General features: G+C 66.4%; 13 protein-coding genes. 6 read left to right on the forward strand and 7 right to left on the reverse strand.

From position 1 onward, the window contains the following. The first annotated feature begins 65 nt into the window (after window positions 1-65). A complete protein-coding gene (locus EB835_RS05785) occupies window positions 66-1205 on the forward strand; it encodes an NAD(P)/FAD-dependent oxidoreductase (protein ID WP_168216640.1) in 1140 nt (379 codons plus the stop codon). A gap of 153 nt (window positions 1206-1358) precedes the next feature. After that, complete coding sequence (locus EB835_RS05790; RefSeq protein WP_135808529.1) at window positions 1359-2711, forward strand: MFS transporter; 1353 nt, start codon at window positions 1359-1361, stop codon at window positions 2709-2711. Between the two features lie 267 nt (window positions 2712-2978). Here EB835_RS05790 and EB835_RS05795 read toward each other — a convergent pair whose 3' ends face one another. The 5 genes from EB835_RS05795 to EB835_RS05815 form a co-directional block, all read right to left on the reverse strand. Further along, entirely contained in the window at window positions 2979-3476 is a 498-nt protein-coding gene (locus tag EB835_RS05795; RefSeq protein WP_135808530.1) for a DUF456 domain-containing protein, read from the reverse strand. A gap of 177 nt (window positions 3477-3653) precedes the next feature. Continuing rightward, complete coding sequence (locus EB835_RS05800; protein WP_135808531.1) at window positions 3654-4931, reverse strand: MFS transporter; 1278 nt, start codon at window positions 4929-4931, stop codon at window positions 3654-3656. 8 nt (window positions 4932-4939) lie between these two features. Further along, on the reverse strand, window positions 4940-5905 hold the full coding sequence (locus EB835_RS05805) for a DUF3027 domain-containing protein (protein ID WP_135808532.1): 966 nt from the start codon (window positions 5903-5905) through the stop codon (window positions 4940-4942). Beyond that, on the reverse strand, window positions 5905-6285 hold the full coding sequence (locus tag EB835_RS05810; protein ID WP_135808533.1) for a cold-shock protein: 381 nt from the start codon (window positions 6283-6285) through the stop codon (window positions 5905-5907). Before EB835_RS05810 ends, EB835_RS05805 begins: the two co-directional genes overlap by 1 nt. 455 nt (window positions 6286-6740) lie before the next feature. Beyond that, the gene (locus EB835_RS05815; protein WP_135808534.1) at window positions 6741-6971 is read right to left on the reverse strand and encodes a hypothetical protein; all 231 of its coding nucleotides are present in this window, start codon (window positions 6969-6971) and stop codon (window positions 6741-6743) included. Window positions 6972-7044: 73 nt separating this feature from the next. On the opposite strand from EB835_RS05815, the gene EB835_RS05820 reads away from it, so the two are divergent. Together EB835_RS05820 and EB835_RS05825 are read left to right on the forward strand one after the other, a co-directional pair. Beyond that, window positions 7045-9192 carry a helicase-associated domain-containing protein gene (locus EB835_RS05820; protein ID WP_240688568.1) on the forward strand — a complete coding sequence of 716 codons (2148 nt, stop codon included), beginning with the start codon at window positions 7045-7047 and terminating at the stop codon, window positions 9190-9192. Between the two features lie 163 nt (window positions 9193-9355). After that, window positions 9356-10990 (forward strand): DNA repair helicase XPB, encoded by a 1635-nt coding sequence (locus EB835_RS05825; RefSeq protein WP_135808536.1) that lies wholly within the window; start codon window positions 9356-9358, stop codon window positions 10988-10990. A 97-nt stretch (window positions 10991-11087) separates the two neighbouring features. Here EB835_RS05825 and EB835_RS05830 read toward each other — a convergent pair whose 3' ends face one another. Beyond that, window positions 11088-12764: an ABC-F family ATP-binding cassette domain-containing protein gene (locus EB835_RS05830; RefSeq protein ID WP_135808537.1), complete on the reverse strand. Its 1677-nt coding sequence runs from the start codon at window positions 12762-12764 to the stop codon at window positions 11088-11090. Between the two features lie 107 nt (window positions 12765-12871). Further along, window positions 12872-13834 (reverse strand): EamA family transporter, encoded by a 963-nt coding sequence (locus EB835_RS05835; RefSeq protein WP_135808538.1) that lies wholly within the window; start codon window positions 13832-13834, stop codon window positions 12872-12874. A 278-nt stretch (window positions 13835-14112) separates the two neighbouring features. On the opposite strand from EB835_RS05835, the gene EB835_RS05840 reads away from it, so the two are divergent. After that, on the forward strand, window positions 14113-14703 hold the full coding sequence (locus EB835_RS05840; RefSeq protein ID WP_135808539.1) for a CGNR zinc finger domain-containing protein: 591 nt from the start codon (window positions 14113-14115) through the stop codon (window positions 14701-14703). Between the two features lie 10 nt (window positions 14704-14713). After that, window positions 14714-15490, forward strand: a complete 777-nt coding sequence (locus EB835_RS05845; protein WP_135808540.1) for a PH domain-containing protein — start codon at window positions 14714-14716, stop codon at window positions 15488-15490. Window positions 15491-15565 lie beyond the last annotated feature (75 nt).

The following is a 15565-nucleotide window of genomic DNA, read 5'->3' on the forward strand; positions in this document are numbered from 1 at the left end:
GGGGCGTAGGCTCGTCTCAGATCGACGGCAATCGTCGTTGTCAGCACCTGCCAGGGAGGCGCACCGTGACCAGCACACCAGCACGCACCGTCGACAGCTCGGCCCGCGTCGGCGTCATCGGCAGCGGAATCGCCGGGGCCAGCGCTGCCTTCGGCCTCGCCTCCCGCGGCGTCGACGTCACCATTGTCGACGATGCCATGGCCGGTCAGGCCACTGCTGCCAGCGCGGGAATCATCGCACCGTGGGTGTCGACGAGTACGGGCGCCTTCTACGAGACGTACGCGGCCGGAGGGAACTTCTATCCCGCGTTCCTCGAAGCGCTGAGGACGCTCGGCATCCCCGACCTCGGCTATCGCAGGTCCGGTGCCCTCGTCGTCAACAATGATCCGGACACCCTCGCCGAGGCGGCTGCGACCATCCGTTCACGTGTCGCGACCGCCGGGACAGTTGCGGGCGAGGTCCGCTACCTCGATGCAGCAGAGCTTGCCGAGCTCTTCCCACCGATCTCTCCTGACATGACCGGACTCCTCATCACCGGAGGCGGCCGTGTCGACGGCCGGGTTCTGCGTGATGCGATCCTCACCGGGGCGAGACAGCATGGCGCCAGGTTCATCGCCGACACTGCCCAAGCCATCACCCCATCGGGTCAGGGAACATGGTCGGTGCGCACCACCTCGGCGATGGAGGACTTCGACGCCCTCGTCATCGCAGGTGGGGCGCGGAGTGCCGACCTCCTGGGACGACTCGGCCACACTGTGGGAATCGTTCCTCAACGTGGTCAGCTGCTCCATATGGAACTGCGCGGCGTCAACACATCGCCCTGGCCGACGATTCACCCGCTCGACCATCACTACATCACCCCATTCGACGGAGGCCGCATCGTCGCAGGCGCCACCAGGGAGGACGGCGTCGGCTTCGACGTCCGCGCCACCGCTGCCGGAACACAGCAGGTCATCGACGACGCGCTGCGGATCGCCCCAGGACTCGCCGAGGCGACCGTCCTCGAGACCCGGGTCGGAGTGCGCCCCATGTCGACCCGCGAGGGGGCGCTGCCGTACGCGGGAGCGGTTCCGGGCGTGGACGGACTGTGGCTGGCGTCGGGGTTCGGCGCCGGTGGTCTCACGATGGGCCCGCTCATCGGTGATGGAGTGGCCAGGCTGATACTCGGCGAAGGAGCACCGGAGATCGCCCACCTGGCACTGTGAGCAGAGGACTGGCGCCATGGGCTGAGGAATAGTGCCAAGAGTCGAGGACCGGCGCCGTGAGCAGAGCGTCGGCGCCGTGAGTCAAGGACCGGCGCCGTGGCCGTGGCCGAAGATGCTCGTCGGATGGCTTTCGCGGTTTGCTAGCCTGAGGCCATGACTGCGGCGCTGCCCCGAGCCTTCCGCTGGTTCTGGGCGGGCGAAACCGTCTCCGGCTTCGGCAGCTGGATCACCATGATCGCCCTGCAGGTCATCGTCGTCGATCATCTGCATGCAGGGACCGTCGGTGTGGGGTGGCTGAACGCCGCGCGGTGGCTGCCCTACCTGCTGTTCGGTCTCGTGCTCGGGGCGCTGATCGACCGGGTGCGACGCAGACCGGTCATGATCGGAACCGACCTGGTGCGAGCTCTTCTGCTGTGTGCGATCCCCGCTCTGTGGTTCACCGATCTGCTCGATCTCAGCGCGCTCGTCCTGCTCGTCGCGCTTCTGGGAACGGCGACATTGGTCAACGACAGCGCTTCGCAGGCGTTTCTGCCCCGCCTCGTCGCCCGGAGCAGCCTGCAGCCGGCCCACGCCCGCATCGACGGCACGAATGCGGCAGCAGAGACGGCCGGTCCCGCACTCGGCGGTGCGCTTCTCGCGCTCATCTCCGCTCCACTGGCCGTTCTCATCAACGTCTCGACGTTTCTGTTCTCCGCGATCGTCGTCGCACTCATCCGCGTCGACGAACCCAGGCTGCCGCATGCTGGGGCCGCGAGCGCAACGCCTTCGGGTTCAGCACCGCCGCAGCAGCAGGAACCGAGGCCGCCGCAGTCGTCGCCGCAGCCGGAACCGCAGTCGCCACCGTCGAAGCGGCGGCTCGGTCACGAGATCGCGGCCGGACTGAGATGGGTGTATTCGACTCGAACGCTGAGTGACCTCGCCGTGTGGACACACGTCTGGTTCGCCGGGCAGGCCATCCTGGCAGCGGTCACTGCCGTGTACTTCCTCAGCGACATCGGCCTCGACACCTTCTCCTTCGGCATCGTCATGGGAGGAAGCGGACTCGGCGGCATTGCCGGAGCGCTGAGCTCAGGGGCAGTGGGACGACGTGTGGGGACCGGACGAACCGTGATCCTCGCCCACATCTGCTCAGCCGTCGGTGTCCTCGTCCTGATCTCGGCCGGACTCGCCGCGGACGGCGGGACGGGGAATGGCCGGTCCACAGCCGCCTCGGCGATCATCCTGTTCACCGGGATGTTCCTGCACGGTTTCGGGATCGGGCTGAGCAACTCGCATGAGATGGCCTACCGGCAGTCGATCACTCCTGACCGTTTCCAGGCGCGGACGAACACGACGATGCGTTCGATCAACCGGGCCGTCATCGTCATAGTCTCGCCTTTGGCCGGATTCCTCGCCGCTGCCACCGGCACCGAATTCGCTTTGGTCCTCGCGGCCGCGATCTTCGCTCTCACAGCCATCGGATTGTGGTTCTCGCCCTTTCGGACCGTGCGACTCGACCGCGGCTGAGAATCGCACGCTTTCGGACCGTGCGACTCGACCGTAGCTGAGAATCGCACGCCTCGCGGACTGCCTACGCTGCCGGTTCGCGGTGCTTCGCCGAGCCGCCTCAGGCATCCCACACCCTTAACCGCAGTACACCCTATTGCAACGCGGTGTTCTGCCGTTATCGGCGAGGGATCGAGTCGTTACCCAAGGTGAAGCCACTCCGAGTGCGGTGTGGCAGTAACGGTGCGGGGTGCCATCTGCCGGCCCGGGGCTGACCGTGGCCTGCCCTTATCCGATGAAGTGGATGAGCACGCCGATGCCGAAGGTGAGCGCGGCGAGCAGCGCCAGCACGAACTCGATGCCCGCGCCCAGACCGATCGCCTTGATCGACTCCCAGCTGGAGTTCCACGCCGCCTTCCCGTCCTTGAGGCGCGCGTATTCGGCCAGGTAGAGGCCCGCGACGAAACCGATCGGCAGTCCGAGCACCGGGATGACGAAGAAGCCGATGACGGCCAGCACCCCGCCCAGCAGCACCGATGCATTCGGCACCTGCATGGACTTGAGCTTGCGGCCGGTGAGCACGAGCGAGGCGCTCATTCCGGCCGCGACGAATACGGCGACGATGGCGAAGATGATCCAGGCGGTCGGCCCGCCGATGATGATCGCCCAGATGAGCACCGCAACGGCGATGAGGATCGATCCGGGCAGCACCGGCACAATGATGCCGAGGCAGCCGATCAGGATCGCCAGGCCGACCAGCACCGAGGTGATGATGTCAGTTGTCACAGTCCGTCCGTTTCGATCGTATGGCCTCGAGCTCCCGCCGAGGCGGTCGACCGAGATTCTATGGCATGAACCTCCGGATCCGCCGAATACAGGTCTTCTGGCCCGACGAGTGCCGCCACCCGCCGACAGGCAGTCCGCCCGCCAGACTCCGTCAGTCTGTGTTTCCGCCGGACACCGTCAGTCTGTGCTGCCGCCCGGAGGACGGCCGTGATAGCTCAGGTGCAGGCGGATCCGCGACTTCGGATCCCGATGGAGGCGGAGGTCTTTAGCCATGATCATCCACGTCAGTCCGACAGCGAAGGCGATGATCCCCGAGGCGCTTCCCACGACCAGCGCCATCCGCGGTCCGAAGATATCGGCGACCCATCCGGCCAGGGGTGCCCCGATCGGGGTGCCGCCCATGACGACGGCCGCGTAGATCGCCATCACTCGGCCGCGGTAGTTCGCAGCTGTGGTCGTCTGCACGTAGGCATTCGCCGAGGTCATCATCGTCAGCGATGCGAAGCCGACGAACATGAGGGAGGCGGCGAAGAGGTAGTAGTTGGGCATCAGCGACGCCACTCCGGCGGCCACGCCGAATCCCCCGGCGGCACCGAAGATGAACCGCAGTCGGGGCTTCTCCCGCCGCGCCGAGGCGAGCGCCCCGGTGACAGAGCCGATGGCCATGACGGAGTTGAGCAGACCGAAGCCGCTGGCATCCTTGCCGAACTCGATCTTCGCCATCGTCGCGGTGTAGATGTTGAAGTTGAATCCGAAGGTCGCGATGATGAACAGCACGACGAGCACGATCGTGATGTCCGGTCGCCTGCGCAGGTACTTCAGTCCCCCGAGGACGCCGCCCTTGCCGCGCCGACCGGAGGGATGCAGCTTCGACTTGTCGAGGCGGATGAGCACCGTGAGCGTCGCGGCGAAGCCGAGACCGCTGATGAGGAAGACAGGACCGGGTCCGATGAGGGCGGTGAGCACACCGGCGACGGCAGGGCCGATCATGCGGGCGCCGTTGAACGAGGCCGAGTTGAGGCTGACCGCGTTCGGCAGCAGCTTCTCACCGACGAGTTCGGAGACGAACGCCTGCCGCGACGGGTTGTCCAGGGTCGTGAGCATTCCGAGCGTGAACGCGAGCACGTAGACGTGCCAGAGAACGATGACGTCGGTGATGGTGAGGACGAAGAGGATGAGTCCGATGGTGCCCAGCAGCGCCTGGGTGACCATGAGCAGACGTCGCTTGTCGAACTTGTCGACGAGGTTGCCCGCGAACGGGAACATGATCAGCTGCGGGCCCAACTGCAGAGCCATGGTGATGCCCAGCGCCGAAGCGTTGTTGTCCGTGAGCATGGTCAGGACGATCCAGTCCTGCGCCGTGCGCTGCATCCATGTCCCGGTGTTGGAGATCAGGGCACCGGCGAACCAGTGCCGGTAGTTCGGCTCCGACAACGACCGGAACATCTGGGACATCGAGTGAGTCAGCCCTCCTGGAACTCGAGCTCGCCGGAGAAGTCATCGACGACGGCTTCCGCCGGCTCGCTGTTCGACCGTCTCACGTCGGTCTCCGAATGCGCGCCGCACCCGGATTCGAGTCCGACCACGCGACCGTCGAACGGTGACCACGCATTGGCGCAGACTCCGAACTTCTGGCGCAGCGATCCGGCGATCGGCATGAGGTAGCCGCAGCTGCCGCAGTGGGCCGATGCCCGGCTGGCGAACTCGCCTTCGGGTCCGGCGTCCGAGTCCGCCCACCGGCTGGCGGCGGCGGAGAGTCCGTCGGCCGAGAGCACGCGTTCGCGGCCGAGACCGAATTCGAAGTTCGCGATCTGATCGACGTTGTCCGCCGAATTGTCCTCGGTCTGTTGGAAGCCCGGCTGCAGGTTCGGATCCTGATCGAGCTTCGGCAGCGTGTCACGCGGACCCATATCGCCGGGTTCGAGTCGCTCCTCCCACGGCACCCATTCCGGCGCGGTCAGCGCGTCGGGGCCGGGCAGCAGCGCGGTTTCGCAGACCGTGACCTTCTTCGCACGCGGGGCGCGGGCGAGCACGGCCACCCACCGCCATCCGCGGTAGGTCGGGTCGGTGCACACGAAGTAGTGGGTGACCAGGCGGGTTGCCTCCGCCACCGTTCCCAGGTGTTCGCCGACAACGGCACTGCCGGCCACCTCGGCGATGGCGGTGCGGGCGATGTCGATCGCCGCGGCCAGCTGAGTGTCGAGGACGACCTTCTCCGAGCCCGACCGTCCGCGGCCGGTCTTCGATCCCTTCGCCGAGGCGGTCGTGCCGGTGCCGGTCGACGCTGCGCTTCCAGCGGCGGTCGGCTCGACCTCACCGGCGGTCGAGACCGTCGCGGCCTCGTCTCCGCCGATGGTCTGCTCGACGTCGCTTGCGGCAGCGGGCGCGGCGGTCTGCCGGGCCAGCCAATCACTGAACAGTGATGACATCAGGACTCCAAATCGTCGGCAATCGCCCGCAGCAGGCTGGCGACCTTGTTCCCATGTGTGGGATCCGGGTAACGGCCGTGCTGCAGTCCGTTGTTGAGGTCATCCAATACTTTGATGACATCTTCAACCATAACTGCCATGTCCACGGCCGGACGTCGGCGGGCCTTGGCGACCTTGCCCGGAGCACTCAGGGGGCGGGCCTTGAGCACCTGTGCTCCGCGGCGGGAGTCGACGACATCGTATTCGAGTCGGGTGCCCTTGGTGACTTCGAGTCCTTCGGGCAGCACGGAGGAATGGAGGAAGGCCTGCGAGCCGTCCTCGGCGATGACGAAGCCGAAGCCTTTGTCGGCATCGAACCATTTCACGCGTCCGGTGGGCATGGTGTCCTTTCTGTCTGGTCGTACCCGCGGTGGCGGGTTTGTCGTTCGGTGCCCGCTGGTGCGGGCTGTGTGTCAGTCGGCCGTGGAACGGCCGGGAAGCTGGTCGGGTGGTGCGTCGGTGACTGTGTGCAGGTCGCTGTGATCCCCAGCGGGTGTTCAAGCGGCGAGGCCGGACAGTCGGTGTGATTGGTCATTTGGTGTGCCTGGTCAGTCGATGCTGTCCGTGGGGCCGCAGGCTGCCGAGATCAGACCGGCGGACTCGCATCGTCCGTTCCTTCTGTGCAGGCGGTGGGCGTCTTGTCGGCGAGCGCCTGATCGGTGGCGGACGATCACGGGCACGGGCGGGTGGCCGGCCGCCTCGGCGAGGTGGGGTTCGGCACCGCCTGGATCACCCTGTGCGAGAGTGGCTCATACCCGTCCCCGCACCGGCGGGGTCAGCGGCACGAGTGTTGGTTTCAGCGGTGGCCCACCCCGGTCTGTCTGCGTCGGATGGCTGCTCGGATCATGGCCACGCAGGCGAGGATGACGGCGATGGGCACGAGGATCATGGGCAGGTAGGTCAGCAGCGAACTGGGGGTCAGCCCCATCCAGGCCTGACCGAGGACACCGAGGAGGCCGAGCGCCCCGATGGCTGCGGCGACAACCGCGGCGACAACTATGGTCGTGTCGACTCGAGTGGCTGACAATGCGCGTCCTTCCGTCCATTCTCTGATCCTGTTCTGCCCCTCTATTGTACCCCTCGCGATAGACTGATCTGCGATGTCAATGACCTTCAGCCAGTGGCTGTCCCACAGTGCAGATGCCGACTTCGAGTCTTTCGTCCGGACTCGACGCGACCTCCTCCAACCCGAGTCCCCGACGATGGCGGCCCTGGCCGCGGCCGCGTCCTCACGCATCGGGGTCTCCCGCGGCATCGAGGCCCTCGATGCGCAGACGCTCGAGGTCTTCATCTCCTTGGCGAAGGCGGCCCGGACGACGCCCGAGATCCAGATCGCCGGCAATCCGCATATCGATCCCACCCTCGCCGAGGCGGCCCTGCCCCGCCTGCGCGACCTCGGCCTGGCGTGGCCGTTGAGCGAGGACACGGACGGGTCCGGGAATTCGGGGACGGGTGACCGATCCGCCGGCGGCCTGCTCTCTGCCTGCCCGGTGTGGCGGATCCAGTCCGAGGCCATCACTCTTCTGCCGACCTCGGCGGCGGAATCCGCTCGGGCCTATCCGTGGCAGATCGATGAGTCGACGATCGATTCGAGCACGGCCACGATCTCTCAGCCGCTCATCCACAACAGCGAACAGGCTGCCGTGGCCGAGGTCATCTCGTCGCTGCGCGGGCTCGTCGATGAGCTCGCCGTCGCTCCGATCTCTCGGCTGACCAGCGGCGGCATTTCGAAGCGGGATGTCTCCCGGCTTGCTCGCACTCTCGATCTCAGCCTCGAGCAGACGATCACTCTGCTGTTGGCGGCGAAGTCGCTGCACCTCATCGGAGTCCTCGACGATGCCCTCGATCCGCAGTGGACGGCCGCCGATGATGCTGATTCCGCCCTCGCCGGCGATCGTGCCGAACTGTGGGCGGGGCTGGTCGGGGCATGGCTGCGTGAACTGCTCGACGTCACTCAGCTGGCCGCGGGGGCGAGTGAGAATGAGCGCCTCACCGTGCTCACGAACCCGAAGAAGTCCCTGTTCAAAGGCCACGGCCTCTCGGTGCCGGCGATGCCGCTGCTGCGCTTCTCCGTGCTGTCGGTCCTCCACGACATCGGTCTGGGTACGGCTCGGTCGGCGGGGTGGATCCATGCCGAGGTGCTGCGACGGCATCCGCTGCTGCCGGCCCATGAGTTCGCGATGACCGAGGCGGTTCTCCATGCCTGTGTCAGCCTGGGGCTGGCGACGACGCCTCTGCAGCAGCCCGCTCATTTCGGGCCGAGCCGGTTCGGCCTTCGCCTGGCCGCCGGTCTGGATCGGGCGATGGCCGAGCATGCCGCCCAGGATCCCTCCATTCTGCCGCTGGGTGTGGCCGCCGAGGCGCTGACCGTGCCCGGGGATGTCATCGCCGCGGTCACCGAGGGGCTCGGGGCAGAGGTCGATTCGGTGCTCATCCAGTCCGATCTCACGGCCGTGGCGACGGGCCCGATCGAACCGCGGGTCCACCATATTCTGCGCAGGTACGCCGTCGTCGAGGCCCGTGGTCAGGGCACCGTCTATCGCATCGACGCAGAGACCATCGAAGACACCATGCAGGCCGGTCTGACCCCGGAGGAGGCTCTGGCCGAACTTGCGGAGATCAGTGCCGAAGAGCTGCCGTCGACGCTGGAGTTCCTCGTGCAGAACACGGCTTCGAAGCTGCGGCGGGTGCGCGTGGCAGGCGCCCGTGCGGTGCTCATCGTTGACGATCCGGTCGACCTCGATGTCATCTTCTCCGATCAGGCGATGATGCCGGCGGGTCTCGAGCGCCTAGCCCCGACGGTGGCGATCTCTCAGCTCGGGCCCGAGCGGACGATGCATCTGCTCGAGGCCGGGGACCATCATGCGCTGCTGCATTCGGCGACAGGGCCGGCGCGCAAGCGTCGGGTGATCACCGAATCGGAACCCGAGGTCAGCGTGCGGCGGCGTCCGCGGGTCGGTGACGGCCACCTCGGCGAATACATGCGGATTCTGCGTTCGGCACCGGCAGCGGCGGCCGCGCAGGTGAGCACGGATGAGCCCCTGGGGCATATGGACCGGCTGCGGGAGGCGGCGGAGGCGAAACGTCGCGTGCTCATCCGGATCGCTGATTCGCAGGGCAAGGAACGGACGATCGAGATGCTGCCGGCGACCCTCAACGCCGGCCGCGTCCGCGGAACCGTCACCACCACCGGGGCCGAGGCGTCCCTGGCCGTCGCCCGCATCGTCTCCGTCGACCCCGCCCCCTGATCACCACCCGACAACTCTTCCCCCAAATTACTACCCGACGGCGGCTCAACAACCTGGCGCCACGTAGCTGAGCCCCCGTCAGGTAGCAGGGAGCGGGAACAATCGGGGTCGAGGACGTGTTGTGTCCTCTGGCGACATCACACTTCGGGAAGGGAAGCTCTGAATGAATGGTCCGTTGATCGTGCAGTCCGATCGGACTGTGCTGCTGGAATCGGGACACCCCCTGGCCGTCGAGGCGGCCGTGGCGATCGCCCCGTTTGCGCAGCTGTCACGGACCCCGGAGTACATCCACACCTACGAGATCACTCCGCTGGGGCTGTGGAACGCGCGCGCCAGCGGCCATGATGCCGAATCCGTCGTCGATGTGCTCCTCGAGTTCGCCAAATACCCGGTCCCGCATGAACTCCTCGTCGACATCGTCGACATCATGGACCGCTTCGGTGTGCTCACCCTCATCGACCATCCGATTCACGGACTGACCCTGACCTCGACGGAGACGGAGCTGCTCGATGGGCTGACCGGTCAGCCCGACCTCGTCGGCAAGTTCGGCACACGTATCGACGACGAATCGGTCCTCGTCCACCCGTCCGAGCGCGGCGAACTCAAACACGCCCTGCTGCAGCTGGGCCATCCGGTCTCTGACCATGCCGGGTATGTCGACGGCGAAGCCCATGAGATCGCTCTGTCTGATGACGCCCACGGCGGTCAGTGGCATCTGCGCGACTATCAGCGTGAGGCCATCGACCAGTCGCTGTCCGGCGAATCCGGGGTCGTCGTCCTGCCGTGCGGTGCTGGGAAGACGATCGTCGGTGTGGCCACCATGTCGCGAGTGCAGACGACGACGCTCATCCTCGTGACGAACTCGGTGTCGGCCAAGCAGTGGAAGGACGAGATCCTGCGTCGCACCACCCTGACCGAAGACGAAGTCGGCGAATATTCGGGGTCGACGAAGGAGATCCGCCCGATTACCATCGCCACCTACCAGGTCCTGACCACCCGAAGGAAGGGTTCGTACCTCCACCTCGAACTCCTCGACGCCAAGGACTGGGGCCTGGTCATCTATGACGAGGTGCACCTACTGCCGGCGCCGATCTTCCGGCTGACCGCAAGCCTCCAGGCTCGTCGTCGCCTCGGACTGACCGCGACCCTCGTGCGTGAGGACGGACGCGAAGACGAGGTGTTCTCCCTCATCGGACCCAAACAATACGAGGTGCCGTGGAAGGAACTCGAACGCCTCGGCTATATCGCCTCGGCCGCCTGTCATGAAGTGCGCGTCCGCCTCGACGGCGGAACCCGAACCGCATATGCCCGCGCCGACGGTGAGGACCGGTACCGGCTGGCAGCGACGTCTGATGCGAAGCTGCCGATCGTGTCCGAGCTCGTCGCCGATCATCCGGATGCACAGATCCTCGTCATCGGGCAGTATCTCGACCAGCTCGAGGAGATCGGGGCCGAGCTCGGTGCGCCGGTGCTCACCGGGCAGACCCCCGAATCGGTTCGCCAAGAGCTCTTCCGCGAGTTCCGGTCCGGGGAGATCCCGGTCCTCGTCGTCTCGAAGGTCGCGAATTTCTCCGTGGACCTGCCGGCCGCCTCGGTGGCGATTCAGATCTCCGGGGCATTCGGGTCCCGGCAGGAAGAGGCGCAGCGTCTCGGACGGATTCTGCGTCCGAAGGAAGATCAGGGCTCGGCCACGTTCTACACCGTCGTCGCCGCCGACACCATCGACGAGCACTTCGCCGCTCAGCGCCGCCGCTTCCTCACCGAGCAGGGCTACAGCTACAGCATCGAAGTCCGCTGATTCCCACCCCTCCCAGAACTACCTGACGGCGGCTCTGCTACCCAGCGCGAGGTTGCAGAGCCGCCGTCAGGTAGCAGAGAGAGCGGGGAATCCGGGTTCACCGGGAACGAGACACGCGCCCCTCGTCCCAGACCGGCCTCGTCGATTCATAGACCTCGCCGTCGGCTCCGAAGACGAGGAACCGGTCGAAGTCCCGGGCGAACCAGCGATCGTGGGTGACGGCGAGGACCAAGCCGTCGAAAGCGGTCAGCGCATCCTGCAGAGCCTCGGCGGAGACGAGGTCGAGGTTGTCCGTCGGTTCGTCGAGGAGCAGCAGGGTCGCCCCTGCCAGTTCGAGCAGAAGGATCTGCACGCGCGCCTGCTGCCCGCCCGAGAGTGACTCGAAGGTCTGCTCGGCGGCGCCGGCGAGTTCGTAGCGGGCGAGCGCCCGCGAGGCCGGTTCCCGGGGAAGTCCGTTCCGATGCTCGTCCCCGCGATGGAGGATGTCGAGCAGTGTGCGACCATGCAGATCCGGCCGGCCGTGCGTCTGCGCGAACCAGCCCGGACGAACTCTGGCTCCCAGCTTCACCTGCCCCGAATGTTCGACCGGGGCGATCTCGACATCGGAGACCGGACGGTGCTCCGGCTCCGGGTCGGTGCCGCCGGCGGCGAGCAGACGCAGGAAGTGGGACTTGCCCGAGCCGTTCGATCCGAGCACTGCGACCCGGTCTCCGTAGTGGACCTCGAGGTCGAAGGGCAGCATGAGATTCGTCAGTTCGAGGCCGTGTGCGCGGATGGCGATCTTCCCGGTCCGGCCGCCTGCCAAACGCATCCCCAGATTCTGTTCGCGCGGCATCGCCTCGGGCGGCCCTGCGGTCTCGAAGCGCTCGAGCCTGGTCTGGGCGGCACGGTACCGGGATGTCATGTCCGAGTTGTAGGCGGCCTTCTGCTTATACATCTGCACCAGTGCGCGCAGCTTCGCATGCTCTTCGTCCCACCGTTTGCGCAGTTCCTCGAGGCGGTCGAACCGGGACTGTCGGGCCTCGTGGTAGCTTTCGAAGCCGCCCGGGTGAGTCCACACGGTATTCCCGGCGGCCGAGAGTTCGAGAGTGATGACCTCCGAGGCGGCCCGGGCCAGCAGTTCACGATCATGGGAGACGAAGAGGACGGACTTGTCCGTGTCCCGCAGCTGGTCCTCCAGCCACCGTTTGCCGGGAACGTCGAGGAAGTTGTCCGGTTCGTCGAGGACGAGGACATCGTCACCGCCGCGCAGCAGGGCCTCGAGGATGAGCCTCTTCTGCTCCCCTCCGGACAGGGTCGTCGTCGGCCGATCCCGGCAGCGGTCGAAGGGCATTCCCAGCGCCGAGGTGGTGCAGGTGTCCCACAGCACCTCCGCTTCGTAGCCCCCGACTTCACCCCATTCGCCCAGCGCAGCGGCATAGGCCATCTGCACGTTCGTCGAATCGCCGTCGGGCCCGAGCAGACTTTCCTCGGCCCGTCTGACCTGGGCGCCCGCCTTCCGGATGCGCTCAGGTGCCACCTCTTCGAGCGCCTCGGCGATGGTGCCGGCAGTGACGAACTGACGCATCAGACCGACGCTGCCGGTGTGGGAGACGGAGCCCTCGTCCGGGGCGATCTCCCCGGTCAGCAGCCTCAGCAGGGTCGTCTTCCCGGCCCCGTTGGCACCGATGAGTGCGGCCTTGGCCCTATCGCCGACACGCAATGACACCCCACCGAGGAGGGGTCGGCCGTCTGCAAGTGTGTACGAGACGTCATTGATCTCTATATGGCCCATGGAGACAACCTATCAATGCTTCTTGCCAGCGGACACGACCTGAATTACTACCTGACGGCGGCTCTGCAACCCAGCGCGAGGTTGCAGAGCCGCCGTCAGGTAGTAATTCAGGTCGTGATGAGGGAGGCTTCGGACTTGGCGACGACCTCGCGGCGAGCGACGCGACGGGCCAGACGGGACTCGCCCCACTTGATGAAGCCGACTCCCCCGAGGATGAAGACTCCGCCGAAGAGCTGGATGGCCGCTGGCATCTCGAAGAGCACGAGCCAGGCGACGATGACGGAGAACGGCACCTCGATGAGGTTGACGAACGAACCGACAGTCGCCCCGACATAGCGCAGACCGAGGATCCCGGTGATATAGGCGCCGACGGTGAAGAGCACGATCATCGCCATCGGCACGACCCATGACATCGGCACTCCGCCGAAGTCCACATCGGCCGTCACCGCGCCCCACGGCATGACTCCGATGGCCACGATGAGCGACATCGCCAGCGCCCCGATGCCCATGCCCAGTCCGGTCAGAGCGACCGGCGGGATCGTGATCGTGTCCTTCGCCGAGACGAGGAAATAGCTGGCCAGGCATACCGCGGCGGCCATGGCCATGACCACGCCGAAGATGCTGATCGACGATCCCCGCAGGTTGAGCACGAGCAGCAGTCCGATCATCGAGACCACGACCCCGATGAACGTCACGGTCGCCGGCCGGGTCCGCGTCCTGGCCCAGATCCAGAAGACGATGAGCATCGGCGCGGTCATCTCCAGCAGCAGCGCCACGGCCACGGTCAGGTGTTCGACGGCGACGAAGTAGAACCCCTGGACGCCGGCCATCGAGACCAGCCCGTAGGTGACGACCGTGCGCCAGTGCGTGATCACTTCGCCCCAGCGTCCGCGCAGTGCGATGAGGGTGGGGATGAGCAGCAGGACCGCGGAGCCGGCCAGGCGGATGAGCACCACCGCGCCCGGCGTCCACCCGATCGCATACATCGTCTTCGCGATCGGTCCCGACACCGCGAAGAAGAATGCGGAGGCAAGAGTGAGCAGGAACCCTGCGATGACGGTGCGATTCATTCCTGACCTCCTGATGTGGTGAAACGTTGGGTGGTGTGTGGGCGGCAGAATCCCGCCGAGGTGGTGGTGCGGTGGCAGATCGTCCCCTCGCCGAGGCGGGGCAGTCCCCCTCGCCGAGGCGGCCCGACGTCGGCATCGGCGTGACCGATTCGTCGTTCTTCCGTGTCTGGACTGGCTGTACATGGCCCCGACGGGGTCAGCCTTCAGTATCATCCCTGGATTTGAAATGAGTCAAATGCATTTTGGTACTTACATGAGTGTGGCAGAATGGTTCTGACATGGCCTTCATCTATGACATTCGCGCGAACCTCACGATGCTCGTCGACCTCCTCAACACCTCCGGGGACGTCGCGGCGGACGGCGATGAGTTGACGACAACCGCGAAACTCCGCGAATTCGCGGCCCGGCACGACTTCTCAGGTCCGCTGAGAGCCACGAAGACCGACGTCGAGGAGACGCTGAGACTGCGTGCGCGATTCGCCGCAGCCTTGGACTCGAGCATCGACGCCGAGACCGAGGATGAGGTCGAAGCGGCCACCTCGTCGGTCGTCGACGAGATCAATCTCACACTCAGCGACTCCGGCTCCGTGCCGCAATTGGTCAAACACGACCACTGGGACTGGCACCTGCACGCCACGGGAGCCCAGGCCAGCCTCGCGGATCGGGTGGCCGCCGATGTCGCCCTCGTCCTCATCGACCTCATCCGCTCCGGCGACCTCGACCGTCTGGGCCGGTGCGCCGCCGAGGAATGCCGGGCCTACCTCGCCGACTTCAGCCGCAATCGCTCGAAGCGCTTCTGCGATACCGGAGGCTGCGCCAACCGGACCCATGTCGCAGCTTTCCGCGCCCGTCAGTCCGACACCGACTGAGGGGACCGCAATGTCCCTACAGCCCCTGCGCATCTCTCCCGGTCGCAAGCTAGCCGCCGGATTGGCCGGTATCTTCACGATGTCGGTCACACTGACAGCCGGCTGCCTCATCACCGGACTCACCTTCGTCCCCGGCGGGCCCGGAGAACCGCAGAGCCAAAAGCTCTTCTTCATCGCCCTCGCCGTCCTCCTCGCGATCGCCTCTGTCACCGTCTGCCACCTGCTCATGCGCGCAGCCCTCGGCCGCCACCGGACCGGCGGCAGTCTCACCCGCTTCTTCCGCTATCAGCTGGCGGCCCTCGGCGTCGGCGGCGGTCTCGGTCTCGGCTTCGTTCCAGCCATGACCGAAGCGGCCCCTGTCTGGTGGGTGATCTCAATCGCCGTCGGAGTCGGGCTCATTGCTGTTTCCCTGCTCGCCTTCCGCAAGGCCCGCTATCCGATCCTCGACCGCCCGCCTTATCCCAGCCGCGGCCTGGCCGAAGGCCGTGTCGTCGACTACTGGTCCGGCTCCCAGGCCAGAGCACCGAGTCTGGTCGTGGTTCATTTCATCAACGCCCAGGGCCGAGATCGCTGGGTCCGCCATCTCGTCCAGCAGAGCCCGTCGATGCAGGGTACGGTCGGCCAGGTGGTCTACGACCGCAGCCGTCCCGAACGGGTCCGACGCTTCGCCGTCACGCACCAGCTCTTCGACCTCCGCCCGCTGCGCGAGATCCGTGAGAATCCCACATCTCGATCGCCCCAGGTCATCCCGATGCCTCCCGACCGCCACCCGCCCTGGCGCCCCTGAGCGGAACTCGCCCCCGCACGGCCGCCTCGGCGAACATTCCTGGACACAATCTGACCGTGGGCATACTTTTCACTG

It is taken from the genome of Brevibacterium sp. S22 (assembly GCF_004745485.1).
GTDB lineage: Bacteria > Actinomycetota > Actinomycetes > Actinomycetales > Brevibacteriaceae > Brevibacterium.

Excerpts from the sequence above, each read along its gene's own strand:
- EB835_RS05845 (WP_135808540.1), top strand. The coding sequence starts at position 14,714 with ATGTCCCTACAGCCCCTGCGCATCTCTCCCGGTCGCAAGCTAGCCGCC.
- EB835_RS05805 (WP_135808532.1), bottom strand. The coding sequence starts at position 5,905 with ATGTCATCACTGTTCAGTGATTGGCTGGCCCGGCAGACCGCCGCGCCC.
- EB835_RS05840 (WP_135808539.1), top strand. The coding sequence starts at position 14,113 with ATGGCCTTCATCTATGACATTCGCGCGAACCTCACGATGCTCGTCGAC.
- EB835_RS05825 (WP_135808536.1), top strand. The coding sequence starts at position 9,356 with ATGAATGGTCCGTTGATCGTGCAGTCCGATCGGACTGTGCTGCTGGAA.
- EB835_RS05830 (WP_135808537.1), bottom strand. The coding sequence starts at position 12,764 with ATGGGCCATATAGAGATCAATGACGTCTCGTACACACTTGCAGACGGC.
- EB835_RS05835 (WP_135808538.1), bottom strand. The coding sequence starts at position 13,834 with ATGAATCGCACCGTCATCGCAGGGTTCCTGCTCACTCTTGCCTCCGCA.
- EB835_RS05820 (WP_240688568.1), top strand. The coding sequence starts at position 7,045 with ATGTCAATGACCTTCAGCCAGTGGCTGTCCCACAGTGCAGATGCCGAC.
- EB835_RS05790 (WP_135808529.1), top strand. The coding sequence starts at position 1,359 with ATGACTGCGGCGCTGCCCCGAGCCTTCCGCTGGTTCTGGGCGGGCGAA.
- EB835_RS05800 (WP_135808531.1), bottom strand. The coding sequence starts at position 4,931 with ATGTCCCAGATGTTCCGGTCGTTGTCGGAGCCGAACTACCGGCACTGG.
- EB835_RS05810 (WP_135808533.1), bottom strand. The coding sequence starts at position 6,285 with ATGCCCACCGGACGCGTGAAATGGTTCGATGCCGACAAAGGCTTCGGC.